Below are 18295 nucleotides of genomic sequence, written 5' to 3'. Positions count from 1 at the left end.
GAGTTTCTATCCATTTTGGTTCTAAGCTTCAACCTGTGAAACGCTTCAACATTTGCCTCTGCGTCCGGCCTTTCCAGCCTTCCCGACGGTCCTAATTTCTTCCCCCGCCCATCCGTTCCCCTGTGTACATCTCGGCTGCCGAACACTGCCCGCCTGTCGTGCGCGGGCCAGTCAGGCGCGACTCACCCAGACACTGGCAGGAACATTCCATGACGGACGCCTTCGAACTCCCGCACTCGCTGGTCCAGGCCCTGGCGCAACGCGCCGCCCAGACCCCGGAGCGCATCGCCTTGCGCTTCCTCGCTGACGCGCCCGGCGAGCAGGCGGTGCTCAGTTATCGGGACCTCGACCAGCGTGCGCGGACCATCGCCGCGGCGTTGCAGGCGCGAGCCGGGTTCGGCGAGCGTGCGGTACTGCTGTTCCCTAGTGGGCCGGACTATGTCGCGGCGTTCTTCGGCTGCCTGTACGCCGGGGTGATCGCCGTGCCGGCCTATCCGCCGGAGTCTTCGCGCCAGCACCATCAGGAACGCTTGCTGTCGATCATCGACGACGCCGAGCCGCGCCTGCTGCTGACGGTAGAGGCGCTGTGTGACAGTTTGCAGGGCCTCGAGGCCCTGGCCGGGGCCAATGCTCCGAGCCTGCTGGCCGTGGACCGCCTGGATTCGCAGCTGGCCGCGCAGTGGCGCGAACCGAGGCTGGAAGGCAGAGACATCGCCTTCCTGCAATACACCTCCGGCTCCACCGCGTTGCCCAAGGGTGTGCAGGTCAGCCACGGCAACCTGGTGGCCAACGAACAGCTGATCCGCCAGGGATTCGGCATCGACCTGAACCCGGACGACGTGATCGTCAGCTGGCTGCCGCTGTACCACGACATGGGCCTGATCGGTGGCCTGCTGCAGCCGATCTTCAGCGGCGTGCCTTGCGTGTTGATGTCGCCGGGTTACTTCCTCGCCCGACCGCTGCGCTGGCTGCAGGCGATCAGCGACTACGGCGGCACCATCAGCGGTGGCCCGGACTTCGCCTACCGACTGTGCAGCGAGCGCGTCAGCGAGGCGGCACTCGCCGGACTGGACCTGAGCCGCTGGCGCGTGGCCTATTCCGGTTCCGAGCCGATCCGCCAGGACAGCCTCGACACCTTCGCCGAAAAATTTGCCGCCTGTGGCTTCGACGCCAGCAGCTTCTTCGCCAGCTACGGCCTGGCCGAGGCCACCCTGTTCGTCAGCGGCAGTCGCCGTGGCCAGGGCATCGGCGCCCTGGAACTGGATGCCGGGGCCTTCGCCGCCAACCGCGCCGAGCCCGGCCAGGACAGCGTGCTGATGAGCTGCGGCTACCCGCAGCCGGGCCACGCGGTGTGCATTGTCGACCCGCAGCGCCTGGAGGTGCTGGAGGACAACCGGGTCGGCGAGATCTGGGCCGGCGGCCCGAGTATCGCCCTGGGCTACTGGCGCAACCCCGAGGCCAGCGCCCGGACCTTTGTCGAGCGTGACGGCCAGACTTGGCTGCGCACCGGCGATCTCGGCTTCATGCGCGATGGCGAAGTGTTCGTCACCGGGCGGCTGAAGGACATGCTTATCGTCCGTGGCCAGAATATCTATCCGCAAGACCTGGAAAAGACCCTCGAGCGTGAAGTCGATGTGCTGCGCAAGGGCCGGGTAGCGGTGTTCGCCGTCGACGACCAGGGCGAGGAGGGCATCGGCGTGGCGGTGGAGATCAGCCGCAATGTGCAGAAGGCGCACACACCCGAGGCGCTGATCAATACCCTGCGCCGGGTCATTGCCGATGCCTGTCGCCAGGCGCCGGCCGTGGTGTTGCTGCTCAACCCGGGCGCCTTGCCCAAGACCTCCAGCGGCAAGCTGCAGCGCTCGGCCTGCCGCCTGCGCATGAACGACGGCAGCCTGGATATCTATGCGCGGTTCCCGACGGCGCAAACGGAGCAGGGCAATGGCGTGGCCGGTGACGACCTGCAGGCACGGATCTCGGGTATCTGGCGTGAACTGCTCAAGGTCGAGGCGGTGGCGGCGGACGACCACTTCCTGCTGCTGGGTGGCAACTCCATCGCGGCCACCCAGGTAACCGCGCGCCTGGGTGACGAACTGGGCATCCAGCTCAGCCTGCGTACCCTGTTCGAGGCACCGACCCTGGCCGAGTACAGCGCCGCCGTGGCGGCCGTGCTCGCCGAAGGTGGCAGCGCCGCCGGCACCATCGAAACCCAGGCTCGCGACCAGGCCCTGCCGCAGTCGCTGGCACAGAACCGCCTGTGGCTGTTGTGGCAACTGGAGCCGCAGTCCGCCGCCTACAACATCCCCGCTGGCCTGCACCTGCGCGGCGAGCTGGATGTCGCGGCGCTGCAGGCCAGCTTCCAGGCTCTGGTGGCACGCCATGAATCCTTGCGCACGCTGTTCGACGAAGTCGACGGCCAGGCCGTGCAACGCATCCTGCCGAGCCAGGCGTTCACCCTGCGTCATCTGGAGCTCGAAGGGCAGTCTCCCGCCGAGGTGGCCGCGCGCCGCGAGGATGAGGCGCAGCAGCCGTTCGATCTGCGCCAGGGTCCGCTCCTGCGGGTGACCCTGGCCCGCCTGGACGACGAAGAGCACCAGCTGTGGGTGACCCTGCACCACATCGTCGCCGACGGCTGGTCGCTGAACATCCTGCTGGATGAGTTCGCCCGTCTGTACGCGGCCCAGGGCCAGGCTGTGCAACTGCCCGAACTGACGCTGGGCTACGCCGACTACGGTCAGTGGCAGCGCCAGTGGCTGGCCGATGGCGAAAGCGCCCGCCAGCTCGACTACTGGAAGAACAAGCTGGGTGATGAACTGCCGGTGCTCGACCTGTGTACCGACCAGCCCCGCGCCAGCCGGCAGCACAGCCTTGCCGCGCGCCACACGCTCAAGGTGCCTGCGGCGCTGACCAGCGCCCTCAAGGATCTGGCCCGCGACCAGCAGGCCAGCCTGTTCATGGTCCTGCTAGCCGGCTGGCAGGCCCTGCTGCACCGCTACAGCGGCCAAGGCGATATCCGTATCGGCGTGCCCAATGCCAACCGTCCGCGCCTGGAAACCCAGGGCATGGTCGGTTTCTTCATCAACACCCAGGTGCTGCGCGCCGAGCTCGACGGCCGTCTGCCGTTCGCCGGGCTGCTGGCCCAGGCACGCCAGGTCACACTCGAGGCCCAGGCCCATCAGGACCTGCCCTTCGAGCAACTGCTCGAGGCGCTGCCGCAGGCCCGTGAACAGGGTCTGTTCCAGGTCATGTTCAATCACCAGCAACGCGACCTGTCGGCGTTGCGCCGCCTGCCCGGCGTGCTGGCCGAAGAGCTGCCCTGGCACAGCCGCGAAGCCAAGTTCGACCTGCAGTTGCACAGCGAGGAAGACCACCAGGGCCGCCTGACGCTGGCCTTCGACTACGCCGCCGGATTGTTCGAGGCGGCCACCGTCAAACGCCTGGCCAGCCATCTGCTGGCCTTGCTCGAGCAGGTCTGCGCCGAGCCGCAGTTGCCCCTCGGCGAGGTGCGCCTGCTCGACGAGCACAGCCAGACGCAACTGCTCGAGTGGGGCCAGGCGCCCATGGCGAGCGCGCCGCGCCTGCTGGTCGAGCAACTCAACGAACAGGCGCGCCTGAGCCCCGAGCGCACCGCGCTGGTGTGGGAGGGCGGTCAGCTGAGCTATGCCGAACTGCACCAGCAGGCCAACCGCCTGGCGCACTACCTGCGCGACAAGGGCGTCGGTCCGGACACTTGCGTGGCGATTGCCCTGGAGCGTTCGCCGCAGCTGCTGGTCGGCCTGCTGGCCATTCTCAAGGCCGGAGGCGCCTACGTGCCGCTGGATACCGACTACCCGGCCGAGCGCCTGGCCTACATGCTCGGTGATTGCCAGGCCGGCCTGCTGCTCAGCCACAGCAGCCTGCTCGACAAACTGCCGCAGGTCGAAGGCGTGAGCGCCATCGCCCTCGACCAGCTGCACCTGGACAGCTGGCCAAGCCAGGCCCCCGGCCTGCACCTGCACGGCGACAACTTGGCCTATGTGATCTACACCTCCGGTTCCACCGGCCAGCCCAAGGGCGTAGGCAATACCCATGCCGCGCTGGCCGAGCGCCTGCAGTGGATGCAGTCCAGCTATGCGCTGGATGACAGCGACGTGCTGATGCAGAAGGCGCCGATCAGCTTCGACGTGTCGGTGTGGGAGTGCTTCTGGCCGCTGCTCACCGGTTGCAAGCTGGTCCTGGCCGGCCCCGGCGAACATCGCGATCCGCAGCGCATCGCCCAGCTGATCCAGCAACACGCGGTGACCACGCTGCACTTCGTGCCGCCGTTGCTGCAGGTGTTCGTCCAGGAGCCGTTGGCCGCCGGCTGCACCAGTCTGCGCCGGTTGTTCTCCGGCGGCGAGGCGCTGTCCGCGGCCTTGCGTGACCGCGTGCTGCAACTGCTGCCACAGGCGCAACTGCACAACCGCTACGGCCCGACCGAAACCGCGATCAACGTCACCCACTGGCACTGCCAGGCGAATGACGGCGAGCGCTCGCCCATTGGTCGCCCGCTGGGCAACGTGCTGTGCCGGGTGCTGGACGATGAGTTCGAGTTGACCGCGCCGGGCGTGCCCGGCGAGCTGTGCCTGGGGGGCGCGGGCCTGGCCCGCGGCTATCTCGCCCGCCCGGGGCTGACCGCCGAGCGCTTCGTACCGCAGCCCGATGGCGACGGTACACGGTTGTACCGCAGCGGCGACCGCGCCCGCTGGCATGTGCCGAGCCAAGCCCTGGAGTACCTGGGGCGCCTCGACCAGCAGGTCAAGGTGCGCGGCTTCCGCGTCGAGCCGGAGGAGGTGCAGGCGGTGCTGCTGGCCGAGCCGGGTGTCGCCCAGGCACTGGTGCTGATCCACAAGGATGCCGTCGGTGCCCAGCTGGTGGGCTACTACAGTGGTGTCGAGCAGACCGAGGCGCTGCTGGCCGCATTGGCCGAGCGCCTGCCGGCCTACATGGTGCCGGCACAACTCATCCATCTTGCGCAGATGCCCCTGGGGCCGAGCGGCAAGGTCGATCGCAAGGCGCTGCCGGCCCCGGTCTGGCAGCAACGTGAACATGTCGAGCCGCAAAGCGCGTTGCAACAACAGGTCGCGGCGATCTGGCGCGAGGTGCTGGGCCGGCCGCAGGTCGGCTTGCAGGATGACTTCTTCGCCCTCGGCGGCCACTCGCTGCTGGCCACCCAGATCGTCTCGCGCACCCGCCAGGCGCTGGATGTCGAGTTGCCGCTCAAGGCCTTGTTCGAGGCCAGCGAGCTGGGCGCGTTCTGCGCCGAGATTGCCCGTCTGCAGGGCAGCGGCGCACGCAACCTGCAAGGCGCCATCGCCCGTGTCGACCGCCGCCAGGCGGTGCCGCTGTCGTACTCGCAGCAGCGCATGTGGTTCCTCTGGCAGATGGATCCGCACAGCCCCGCCTACAACGTCGGCGGCATGGCCCGCTTCCAGGGCGCGCTGCATGTGGACGCCTTCGAGCGCGCCCTGCAGGCGTTGATCATGCGTCATGAAACCCTGCGCACCACTTTCCCCAGCATCGACGGCAAGCCGTACCAGTGCGTGGCCGACGACAGCCACGTGCACTTGCACTGGCACGACTTCAGCCCCCTGGCCGGCGAGGCCCGGCAGCAACGCCTGCAACAACTGGCCGATGACCAGGCGCACCAGCCGTTCGACCTGGAGCGCGGTCCGCTGCTGCGCGCCTGCCTGGTCAAGGCCGGCGAGCGTGAGCACTACTTCGTCCTGACCCTGCACCATATCGTCACCGAAGGCTGGGCCATGGACATCTTCGCCCGCGAACTGGGCGAGCTGTACGAGGCCTTCGTCGACGAGCGCGAGTCGCCGCTGGCGCCGCTGCCTGTGCAATACCTCGACTACAGCGTGTGGCAGCGCCAATGGCTGGAAAGCGGCGAGGGCGATCGCCAGCTGGCTTACTGGAAGAACCGCCTGGGCGACGAGCACCCGGTGCTGGCATTGCCCGCCGACCGCCCACGCCCGGCGGTGCAGAGCCACTGCGGCGAGCTGTACCGCTTCGACCTGGACCCAGCGCTGGTCAAGCGCGTGCATGCCTTCAACAGCCAGCGCGGCCTGACCCTGTTCATGACCATGACCGCCACCCTGGCCGCGTTGCTGCACCGCTACAGCGGCCAGCGCGACCTGCGCATCGGTGCGCCGGTGGCCAACCGCATCCGCCCGGAAAGCGAGGGGTTGATCGGCGCCTTCCTCAACACCCAGGTGCTGCGCTGCGAACTGGACGGCCAGATGAGCGCCGGCGCGCTGCTCGACCAGGTGCGCCAGACCATCATCGATGGCCAGTCGCACCAGGACCTGCCGTTCGAGCAACTGGTCGAGGCCTTGCAGCCGCCGCGTTCGAGCGCCTACAACCCGCTGTTCCAGGTGATGTGCAACGTGCAGCGCTGGGCCTTCCAGCAGAGCCGTGAGCTGGTGGGCATGCAGGTGGACTATCTGGTCAACGACGCCAGCGCCACCAAGTTCGACCTGTACCTGGAGGTCACCGACCTCGACGGCCGCCTGGGCTGCTGCTTCACCTACAGCCGCGACTTGTTCGATGAGCCGCGCATCGCGCGCATGGCCGAGCACTGGCAGCAGTTGCTGGTAGCGCTGATCGACGATCCGCAGCAGCGCCTGTGCGAACTGCCGATGCTGGCTGATGCCGAGCAGCAGGTGCTGATCGGCCAGTTGCAGGGCGAGCAGGACTTCGCGCTGGACCAGACGCTGCACGGCCTGTTCGCCGCCCAGGCTGAGCGTACCCCGCAGGCCCTGGCCCTGACTTTTGCCGGCCAGCACCTGAGCTACGCAGAGCTCGACCAGCAGGCCAATCGCCTCGCCCGGGCCCTGCGCGAGCGCGGCGTCGGCCCGCAGGTACGAGTAGGCCTGGCGCTGGAGCGATCGCTGGAGATGGTGGTGGGCCTGCTGGCCATTCTCAAGGCCGGTGGCGCCTACGTGCCGCTGGACCCGGAATACCCGCTCGACCGCCTGCGCTACATGATCGAGGACAGCCACCTCGGCTTGCTGATCGGCCAACGGGCGTTGCTCGAGACCTTGGGCGAACTGCCGCCAGGCGTCGCCCGCTGGAGCCTGGAGGACGATGCCGCGAGCCTGTCCGCCTACAGCGACGCGGCCCTGGACAACCTCAACCTGCCGCAGCACCAGGCGTACCTGATCTATACCTCCGGCTCCACCGGCAAGCCCAAGGGCGTGGTGGTCAGCCATGGCGAGATCGCCATGCACTGCAAGGCGGTGATCGCCGAGTTCGGCATGCGCAGCGACGACTGCGAGCTGCACTTCTATTCGATCAATTTCGATGCCGCCAGCGAGCGCCTGCTGGTACCACTGCTGTGTGGCGCCCGCGTTGTGCTGCGCGCCCAGGGCCAGTGGGGCGCCGAGGAGATCTGCCAGCTGGTGCGTGAACAGCAGGTCAGCGTGCTCGGTTTCACCCCGAGCTACGGCAGCCAGTTGGCCCAGTACCTGGCCGGGCAGGGCGAGCAATTGCCGGTGCGCCTGGTGATCACTGGTGGCGAGGCCTTGACCGGCGAGCACCTGCAACGCATCCGACAGGCCTTTGCGCCGCGGCAGTTCTTCAATGCCTACGGTCCGACCGAAACCGTGGTGATGCCACTGGCCTGTCTGGCGCCGGAGCAGATACCCGTCGACGCCGGCAGCGTGCCGATCGGCCGGGTCATCGGTGCCCGCACCGCCTACATCCTCGACGACGATCTGGCCCTTTTGCCACAGGGCGGTATCGGTGAGCTGTACGTGGGGGGCGCGGGCCTGGCCCAGGGTTACCACGACCGTCCGGGCCTGAGCGCCGAGCGTTTTGTCGCCGACCCGTTCAGCCATGCCGGTGGTCGCCTGTACCGTACCGGCGACCTGGTGCGCCTGCGCGCCGATGGCCAGGTGGAATACGTCGGGCGTGCTGACCAGCAGGTGAAGATCCGTGGCTTCCGTATCGAACTGGGTGAGATCGAGAGCCGCCTGCAGGAGCACGCCGACGTCGAGGAAGCGGTAGTCCTGGCCCTCGACCTGCCGGGCGGCAAGCAGCTGGTGGGTTACCTGGTGTGCCCGCAGGCCAGCGCCGACGGCGAGGCCCAGGCCCTGCTGCGCGAGGCGGTCAAGGCCGATGCCCGCCAGCACCTGCCCGACTACATGGTGCCGGCGCACCTGGTGCTGCTCGACAGCCTGCCGCTGATGGGCAACGGCAAGCTCGACCGCCGCGCGTTGCCGGCCCCGGATCTGGAGCAGGCGCGCCAGCATTACCAGGCGCCGGCCAATGAGCTGGAAGGCCAACTTGCGCAGATCTGGCGCGAGGTGCTCAACCTGCCCCGCATCGGCGTGCAGGACAACTTCTTCGAACTGGGCGGCGACTCGATCCTGTCGATTCAGGTGGTCAGCCGTGCCCGCCAGCTGGGGCTGCAGTTCACCCCGCGTGACCTGTTCCAGCACCAGACCATCCAGACCCTGGCGGCCGTGGTGACCCGCAGCGAGGCGCCGAGCGCGATCGAGCAGGGCGCACGTCAGGGACGCACCGGCCTGACGCCGATCCAGCACTGGTTCTTCGACAGCGAAGTGCCGCAACCGCAGCACTGGAACCAGGCGGTGCTGCTCGGCGTGCGCCAGCCATTGCAGGCCGAGGCGCTGGAGCGGGCTTTGGCCGCGCTGGTGCAACACCACGACAGCCTGCGCCTGCGCTTTGGCCAGGCCAACGGCCGCTGGCAGGCCGAGTACGCCCAGCCGAGCACCCAGCCGTTGCTATGGACCGCGACGGTGAGCGATTTCGAGGACTGCCAGGCGTTCTATACCGATGTGCAGCGCAGCCTCGACCTTGCCGAGGGGCCGCTGCTGCGCGCCTTGCTGGTCAGCGATGACCAGGGCGCCCAGCGCCTGCTGTTGGCGATCCACCACCTGGTGGTCGATGGCGTGTCCTGGCGCGTCCTGCTGGAAGACCTGCAGGCGCTGTACCGCGGTGAAACCCTGGCCGCCAAGACCCATGCCATGGGTGACTGGGCGGCGCGCCTGGCCAGCTATGCCGGCAGCGACTCGCTGCGCGACGAGCTGGGCTGGTGGGAAGCGCAACTGGGCAGCGCCCGTCGCGAACTGCCCTGCGATCATCCCCAAGGCGGCAACCTGCACCGCCATGCCCGCAGCCTTGCCATCGACCTGAACGTGGAACAGACCCGGCAACTGTTGCAACAGGCGCCGGCGGCCTATCACACCCAGGTCAACGACCTGCTGCTGACCGCCCTGGCGCGCACGCTGTGCCACTGGAGCGGCGACGAGCAGGTGCTGGTGCAGCTGGAAGGCCATGGCCGCGATGGTCTGTTCGAGGACATGGACCTGACCCGCAGCGTCGGCTGGTTCACCAACGCCTACCCACTGAGCCTGAGCCCCGTAATGGCTGAGGGCGAAGTTGGCCGCGCCGCGTCGATCAAGCGCATCAAGGAACAACTGCGCCAGGTACCGCACAAAGGCCAGGGCTACGGTGTGCTGCGCTACCTGGCCGACGAGGCCGGGCGTGAGCGCATGGCCGCCTTGCCCCAGGCCCGGATCACCTTCAACTACCTCGGCCAGTTCGACCAGCAGTTCGACCAGGCGGCACTGTTCCAGCCGCTGGATGCCCCGGCGGGCCTGGCCCATGACCTGGATGCGCCGCTGCCGAACTGGCTGAGCGTCGATGGCCAGGTCTACGGCGGCGCGCTGCAACTGCGCTGGAGCTTCAGTGCCGAGCGCTATGACGAGGCGACCATCGCCCGTCTGGCCGAGGCCTATCGCCAGGAGCTGCTGGCCTTGGTCGCCCACTGCCTGGCGGACGGCAACGGCAGCTTCACCCCCTCGGACTTCCCGCTGGCGCAACTGACTCAGGAGCAGATCGACGCGCTGCCGATCCCGGCCGCCGAGATCGAGGACGTCTACCCGCTGACGCCGATGCAGGAAGGCCTGCTGCTGCACACCCTGCTCGAGCCGGGCACCGGCATCTACTACATGCAGGACCGCTACCGCATCAACAGCGCCCTCGACCCCAAGCGCTTCGCCCAGGCCTGGCAGGCGGTGGTGGCGCGCCATGAGGCGTTGCGCGCCTCGTTCAGCTGGAACGCCGGCGAAGCGATGCTGCAGATCATCCACAAACCCGGCAAGACCGCGGTGGACTATCAGGACTGGCGCGGCCTCGACGAGCACACCCAGGAAGCGCGCCTGCAAGCGTTGCACAAGGAGGAGCGCGAGGCCGGCTTCGAGCTGCTGCGCGAAGCACCGTTCCACCTGCGCCTGGTACGTGTGGACGATGCGCGTTACTGGTTCATGATGAGCAACCACCACATCCTCATCGATGCCTGGTGCCGCTCGCTGCTGATGAACGACTTCTTCGAGATCTACCAGGCCCTGGGCGAAGGGCGCCAGGCCCAGTTGCCGGTGCCGCCGCGCTACCGCGACTACATCGGCTGGCTGCAGCGCCAGGACCTCGACGAGGCGCGCCAGTGGTGGCAGGCCAACCTGGCCGGCTTCGAGCGCGCCACGGCGATCCCCAGCGACCGTCCGCTGCGCCATGACCACGCCGGAGACGGCATGGTCGTGGGTGACTGCTACACCCGCCTGCAAGTGAGCGAGGGCGCCCGCCTGCGTGATCTGGCCCAGGCCCACCAACTGACGGTCAACACCTTCGCCCAGGCGGCCTGGGCGCTGACCCTGGCCCGTTACAGCGGCGAGCGCGACGTGGTGTTCGGCGTCACCGTGGCCGGGCGTCCGGTGAGCCTGCCGCAGATGCAGCGCACGGTCGGCCTGTTCATCAACAGCATCGCCCTGCGCGTGCAGTTGCCGCAGCCGGGCGAGCGCAGCAGCGTGCGCCAGTGGCTGCAAGGCTTGCTCGATCGCAACATGCAGTTGCGTGAGTACGAGTACCTGCCGCTGGTGGCGATCCAGGAATGCAGCGAACTGCCCAAGGGCCAGCCGTTGTTCGACAGCCTGTTCGTGTTCGAGAACGCCCCGGTGGAAACTGCGGTGCTCGACCACGCCCAGCACCTGGACGCCAGCTCCGATTCGGGCCGGACCCACACCAACTTCCCGCTGACCGCGGTGTGCTACCCGGGCGATGACCTGGGCCTGCACCTGTCGTTCGACCAGCGCTACTTCGACCACCCGACCGTCGAGCGCTTGCTCGCCGAATTCAAGCGCCTGCTGCTGGCGCTGGTCGAGGGCTTCGACGGCGAGGTCGGCGAGCTGCCGCTGCTGGGGGCCGACGAACAACGCTTCCTGCTCGAGGACTGCAACCGCACCGAACATGCCTATGCGCTGGAGCAGAGCTACATCGAGCTGTTCGAGGCACGGGTGGCCGCGCATCCGCAGCGCACCGTCGCCCGTTGCGAGGCGGCCGCATACGACTATGCGGGCCTGAACGTGGCGGCCAACCGGCTTGGTCATGCTTTGGTTGCGGCTGGCGTGGCCATCGACCAACCGGTGGCGTTGCTGGCCGAGCGCGGCCTGGCGCTGCTGGGCATGATCGTCGGCAGCTTCAAGGCCGGCGCTGGCTACCTGCCGCTGGATCCGGGCCTGCCTGCCGCGCGCCTGCAACGTATCGTCGAGCTCAGCCGCACGCCAGTGCTGGTGTGCAGCGCGGCCTGCGCCGAGCAGGCGCGCCAGCTGCTCGATGAGGTAGCGGGCACGGCGCGGCCGAAGCTGCTGGTCTGGGAAGACGTGCAGGCAGGCAACGTGGCCAGCCATAACCTTGGCATCCACAGCGCGCCGGACAACCTTGCCTACGTGATCTACACCTCCGGTTCCACCGGCCTGCCCAAGGGCGTGATGGTCGAGCAGCGCGGCATGCTCAACAACCAGCTGAGCAAGGTGCCGTACCTGGCCCTGGACGAGCAGGACGTGATCGCCCAGACCGCCTCGCAGAGCTTCGACATCTCGGTGTGGCAGTTCCTCGCCGCGCCGTTGTTCGGTGCCCGTGTGGAGATCGTGCCGAACGCCATCGCCCATGATCCGCAAGGCTTGCTGAGCCATGTGCAGGCCACCGGCATCACAGTGCTGGAGAGTGTGCCGTCGCTGATCCAGGGCATGCTGGCCAACGATCACCAGGCCCTCGATGGGCTGCGCTGGATGCTGCCGACCGGCGAGGCCATGCCGCCCGAGCTGGCCGCCCAGTGGCTGCAGCGCTACCCGGCCATCGGCCTGGTCAACGCCTACGGCCCGGCGGAGTGCTCGGACGACGTGGCGTTCTTCCGCGTCGATGCCGCCTCGACCCAGGGCAGCTACCTGCCGATCGGTACGCCGACCGACAACAACCGCCTGTACCTGCTCGGCGAAGACCAGACCCTGGTGCCGCTGGGCGCGGTGGGCGAGCTGTGCGTCGCTGGTACCGGTGTGGGCCGTGGCTATGTCGGCGACCCGCTGCGCACGGCCCAGGCGTTCATCCCGCACCCGTACGGTGCCCCCGGTGAGCGCCTGTACCGCACCGGCGACCTGGCGCGGCGCCGTCCGGATGGCGTGCTGGAATACGTCGGGCGCATCGACCATCAGGTCAAGATCCGTGGCTACCGCATCGAGCTGGGCGAGATCGAGGCGCGCCTGCACGAACAGCCGGAGCTGCGCGATGCGGCGGTGGGCGTGCAGGAGGGCGTCAATGGCAAGCACCTGGTCGGCTACCTGGTGGCGCACCAGGGCGTCAGTGCCGATGCCGCGCTGCTCGACCAGCTCAAGCAGCGCCTGCGCGCCGAGTTGCCGGAGTACATGGTGCCGCTGCACTGGGGCTGGTTCGACAGCCTGCCGCACAACGCCAACGGCAAGCTCGACCGCAAGGCGCTGCCTGCCATCGATATCGGTGGCCAGCACAGCCAGGCCTACCTGGCGCCGCGCAATGAGCTTGAAGAGACGCTCGCCGGCATCTGGGCCGATGTGCTCAAGGCCGAGCGGGTGGGCGTGCGCGACAACTTCTTCGAGCTGGGCGGGCATTCGCTGCTGGCAACGCAGATCGCCTCGCGGGTGCAGAAGGCCCTGCAGTTGAACGTGCCGTTGCGGGCAATGTTCGAGTGCAGCACGGTGCAAGAGCTGGCGGACTATGTGCGTGGCTTGCAGGACAGCGCGCTGGACGACGCCAAGGTCGATCGGTTGAGCGACCTGATGGCGGAGCTGGAGGCGTTGTAGCCTCATTGCCGTCAGCGCGGGGCCTGCCTGCTCCCACAGGATCAGGCAAACCCTGCGCTGACGCGGCGATGTGGCGCCGGGCCACCCTGTAAAACCCACCCTTGCCGGTGCTACGCTGCACACTCAGTAGCCAAGGATTTCACAGGTTTCATGGACGATAGCCTGCATGCCGCCCGCATGGGCGATCTCATTCTTCATCCGCCGCTGATGGCCGAGCTGGTCAGTGGCCTGGTCGAGGCTGCGGTCTATGCGGCGGCGGTCGCCGCGGTCGGTGCCGCCATCGGTGGCGCGGTGGTCGCGGTGGTCGGTACCGGCGGTGCCGCCGCCGTGCTCACGCCGCTGATCGCCGGGGCCATGGTCAGTGCCGCCAGCCTGCTGCCGGGTGGCGAGGACAAGAGTATCGGCGATCGCATATCCGACTTCAGCAATTGGGTCGGCAATTCCTTGTTCCCCCCGGAGCCCTACGGCGCCATCAGCAGTGGCTCGCACAATACCCGCATCAACGGCATCTTCGCCGCCCGCGCAGCCGGGGTGAGCGGTGGCCCGGTCGAGGCGCCCGCCGTGGGCGAGGAGCCGTCGATCCTCGAAAATATCGGGGCGTACGCCATGGTCGGGGCATCCATGGTGTTGCCGGTGATCGGCCTGGCCCAGGAGATCAACAGCATCTTCAACCCACCGGTGACGACCCCCGCGGCACCCGGTACGATCCCCAAGCCCCAGGACAAGGCGGTGTGCAGCAAGCACCCGCCGATGCCTGAACAGTTCGTCGCCCAAGGCTCCGACAAGGTGTTCATCAATGGCCAGCCCGCCGCCCGGGTGGGGGACAAGACCACCTGCGACGGGCCCATCGGCATGACCTTCTCGCCCAATGTACGTATCGGCGGCGGTACGCTGACAGTGCGCGACATCCATGATGGCAAGAGCGCCGCGGCGAAGATCATCGGCTTGATCGCGGGGATGCTCATCAGTCGAAGGGGAATGCTCAAAGGTCGCCGATGCGGTGTGGGCAACCCAGTGGCGCCGTCCACGGGCGGCAAGTTCCAGGACGGTCCTGAGGATGTGGACTTCAGGTTGGCGGCGCTGGTGCCGATTACCTGGGCGCGCCGCTACGACAGCAACGACAGACGTGTCAATGGCTTGTTCGGCATGGGCTGGAGCGTGCCTTACGAGGTGTGCCTGGAACGTGTCGCGCACCCGGAAGGTGGAGAGCTGTGGATCTACGTCGACGAGGAGGGTGCGCGGCTGGAGCTTGGCCGCCTGCAGGTCGGCAGCGCGTTCGTCAGCATTCTCGATGGTTTGGCGTTTTTCCATCAGGACAACGGTTTCACCATCGTCGAGAACATCAACAGCGGACTGTATCAGGTGTTCCATACCGATCCGCTGGAACCCCGGCGCTCGCGGCTAGTCAAGCTGGGCGACCGTAATCTCAATACCCTGGAGCTGTTCTACGACGCGCAGGGACGCCTGCAGTTTCTGGGTGACAGTTTCGCTCGCACATTCATCGAGCTGCACTACACCGAAGCTCAACCCCGTCGCGTGTCGGCGGTGCACAGGCTGTACCTGCAGGCCGGCCAGGCCTTTGCGGTCGAGCGCCGGGAATGCCTGGCACGGTATGGGTATACCGCGGCGGGCCAACTGGAACAGGTCGCCGACGGCGAAGGGCGGGTGCTGCGGCATTTCGCCTACACCGATCAGGGATTGCTGGCCAGCCATACGCTGCCCACGGGCGCGATTCGTCAGTACGAGTGGGCCTGCTTCGCCTCTGCGGCCATCCGTCGTCAGCCCTGCAGCCTCGACGGCACGCCTTATCACATGCCGCCACTGCTTGAGCCACAACCAGACCATGAGTGGCGTGTGGTGCGGCATTGGGGCAGTGATGGCGAGGAGTACCGCTTCACCTATGATCTTGAGCAAGGCCATACCCAGGTGGTCGACGGCCTGGGGCGCACCGAGCATTATCACTGGGGGGCGCTGTACGAAATCCATACCTTCCGTGATGCCTTGGGGCAATGCTGGCGGTATGACTACGTCGATGGATTGCTGCGCCGCAGTCTCGACGCACAGGGGGGCGAGTGGTCCTACGGTTACGATGCCATTGGCCGTCTGGTCGCCACGACCGATCCCCTGGGGCGTTGTGAAAGCATCGGCTACATCGAGCATTGGGCCTTGCCAGACCGTATCACCGACGGAGCGGGGCGGTTGCGTCGCTATACCTATGATCGACGGGGCAATCTGCTTGCCGAAATCGACCCGCTCGGGCAACAGACCCGCTATGACTATGATCAACAGGGAAGACTGGCGCGGATTGTCGATGCGCAGGGCAAGGACCGCTCGTTGCGCTGGAATGAGCGAGGCCAGCTGATTGCCACACGTGACTGCTCAGGACAAAAGACGGCTTATCGCTATGACCCGCAGGGGTACTTGAGCGAGTTGCGCAACGCCGAAGGCGGTACCACGCGATATCGTTTCGATGCCCGTGGCAACCTGTTGCAGCGCGAACTGGCAGACGGCAGGGTCGAGCACTATCAAGTCGATGCGGCCGGCCAGCTGACAGGCCATACCGGCCCGGACCAATGCATGACCCAATGGCAGTACGACGCCAGCGGCCGGCTGCTGCAACGTACCGATGCCATGGGCCTGACCGTACGCCTGGGCTGGGATGCCTACGGCCGCCTGCAGCAGCTGGAAAACGAGAACGGCGAGTGCTACCGCTTTCAGTGGGATGCGCTTGATCGACTTCTGGCCCAGAAGAACCTCGACGGCGGTGGTTACAGCCTGTCGTACGATGCGTTGGGCAACGTCGTCCAGACGACCCTGCATCCGGCCAGTACAGCGGAGCCCGCTCTTGCGGGCAGCCCTGAGGAAGCGGACGTTCAGGTGCAGTTGCGCTGCTTCGAGCATGACGCGGCCGGGCGCCTGGTGCGCAAGCGAACCGAGGATGGGCTGACAGCGTATACCTACGATGCAGCCGACAATCTGCTGTCGATCCGTTTCAGCGACCAGGCTGGGCAATCCCGGCAACTGGACTTTGCCTATGACGCTTCAGGGCAATTGCTGGAGGAAAGCTGCGGCCCCGGGCAGCTCGGATACCGCTACGACCCGTTGGGCAACCTGCAGACCCTGACCTTGCCGGACCAGCGTCGGATCAATTACCTGCGCTACGGGAGTGGGCACCTTCACCAGCTCAACCTCGATGGCCGGGTAATCAGTGATTTCGAACGGGATGCGTTGCACGCCGAAGTCCTGCGAAGCCAGGGCGCATTGTCAACCAGGACACGCCACGACAGCACGCGGCGTCTGGTGCAGAGGGTCATCGAGTACCAGGATGGCGCACAGGCGGTACTGCCTTTGCTGCAAAAGGATTACCGGTACGATGCCGGCAACAATCTCGTTGGCGAGGTACTGACCCAGGCCCAGCGCTGCGGCAATGGGCTGGGAGTAGAGCTCGATGAGATCATCGGGCGCTTTCAGACAGGTGCTGGTGGGCGCGTCAGCTATGACTACGGTCCCACCGAACGTATCCATGGCGCATCACGGCAGTTGCCCCACCGGCAGTCGCCGACTCTCGAACACTTCGGCTATGACCCTGCCGGGAACCTGCTTGATGGTTACCAGGTCGGTGGCCGGGTGCGCCATGACCGGGTCAAGGTGTTCCAGGACAGACGCTACCGCTACGACCGCTTTGGCCGGCTCAGCGAGAAGCGCAGCGGCAACCGCCTTGTCCAGCATTTTGAGTATGACGCCGAGCATCGGCTGGTCAGGGTCAGGCAGCAACGCGGAGCAGTCCGCGAGCGAATCGAGTTCGCCTATGATCCCTTGGGCAGGCGAGTCGACAAGCGTGTCTATCGTGACAATCATGAAGCACCCGTCAGCCGGAGCGAATTCCTGTGGCAAGGGTTGCGTCTGCTGCAGGAAGTACAGGATGGCAGGCCGAGCCTGTTCCTGTATGCCGATGCGACCAGTCACGAGCCTCTGGCCAGGGTGGATGGAGCGCCTGGCCATGAACGGGTCTTTTACTTCCACACCAATCTTGCCGGTCTGCCAGAGCAACTGACTGATGAGCGCGGCATGAGTGTCTGGCACGGCAATTTCCAGGTGTGGGGCAACAGCAGGGAGGAGTGGCACGCACCCGAACAGGTCAGTCGGCAGAACCTGCGCTTCCAGGGGCAGTACCTGGACCGGGAGACCGGGCTGCATTACAGCATGTTCAGATTCTACGACCCGGATATCGGGCGGTTCACCCAGCAAGATCCTGTCGGCCTGCTGGGGGGCGTGAACCTGTACCAGTATTCACCCAACCCGGTGACCTGGATCGATCCGCTGGGGTTGAGTTGCAGTCATGCCAAGATGCAACCTTACCGCGACGATGTCATGGTCAAGGGGCCGCACGCCGATATCTACGTCAACAACCGGAAAGTTGCCGAGGCGCGCTTGTCCGATGATGGCGACTGGTTCCGCTGGGGCGAGTTGATCAAGGACAAGAAGATGTTGAAAGAGGCGGACAAAGTCATCGGTGGCATGGGCAAGGACACCTCCATCATGACTGAAGCCGTATCGCAGACACGTCGGGCGCTTGCCGATTTCGAGCAGATCCTCAAGCACAACAAGCCAGCTACCCGCCTCTACCAGCAGGCGGAGCGAGGCGTTGTCAGGTTCAAGAAACTACTGGAAGCAATCACATGACGTTCGACGATTTTGTAAAGGGCAAGCTGCAGGTGCGGTTCGGGGCTTCGCTGGAAACACTCATGCCCGGTTTTCACAAACCCACCGTGCAGATGATCAGCGAGCCGGATCAGCGCTTCGGGGTGTTCTCGCAAGGTATCGAGTACCTGTTCGACATGAACCAGCTCTGCCTTGTGCAATATGATATTTCGCGCATCCGCAAAATGTCCTTCAACCGGCATCCGATCGATGAGACGACGTCTGTGGAGGCGTTCAAGGATTACCTGACCCAGGCAGGGGTGGGCTTCGAGGAGGAGCGCAAGGATGGGCAGACCATCCTGCTGACCACGACGGGGGTGAAACTGTACTTCGATGGACAAACGCCGTGTTTCTCCACCGCCATGAAAAGCTGGTGATCCTGCACGTAGTGCGCAGTGCCAGAAAGGGTGGCAGGGCGGTCAGGGCAGCCAGCCGGA

3 protein-coding genes are annotated in these 18295 nt (G+C 66.6%); all 3 read left to right on the top strand.

Annotated features, from left to right (window positions below; translation table 11 throughout):
• Positions 1 to 209: 209 nt before the first annotated feature.
• The 3 genes from LOY42_RS17885 (at position 210) to LOY42_RS17875 (ending at position 18235) form a co-directional block, all read left to right on the top strand.
• Positions 210 to 13157: a non-ribosomal peptide synthetase gene (locus tag LOY42_RS17885; protein ID WP_258598649.1), complete on the top strand. Its 12948-nt coding sequence runs from the start codon at positions 210 to 212 to the stop codon at positions 13155 to 13157.
• A 150-nt stretch (positions 13158 to 13307) separates the two neighbouring features.
• Complete coding sequence (locus LOY42_RS17880) at positions 13308 to 17840, top strand: RHS repeat-associated core domain-containing protein (RefSeq protein ID WP_139672486.1); 4533 nt, start codon at positions 13308 to 13310, stop codon at positions 17838 to 17840.
• The gene (locus LOY42_RS17875) at positions 17837 to 18235 is read left to right on the top strand and encodes a hypothetical protein (protein WP_139672483.1); all 399 of its coding nucleotides are present in this window, start codon (positions 17837 to 17839) and stop codon (positions 18233 to 18235) included. The genes LOY42_RS17880 and LOY42_RS17875 overlap by 4 nt, the downstream gene beginning before the upstream one ends.
• Positions 18236 to 18295 lie beyond the last annotated feature (60 nt).

The organism is Pseudomonas sp. B21-023, from assembly GCF_024749165.1.
Classification (GTDB): domain Bacteria; phylum Pseudomonadota; class Gammaproteobacteria; order Pseudomonadales; family Pseudomonadaceae; genus Aquipseudomonas.
This window is presented reverse-complemented; position numbering and strand designations above follow the sequence as displayed.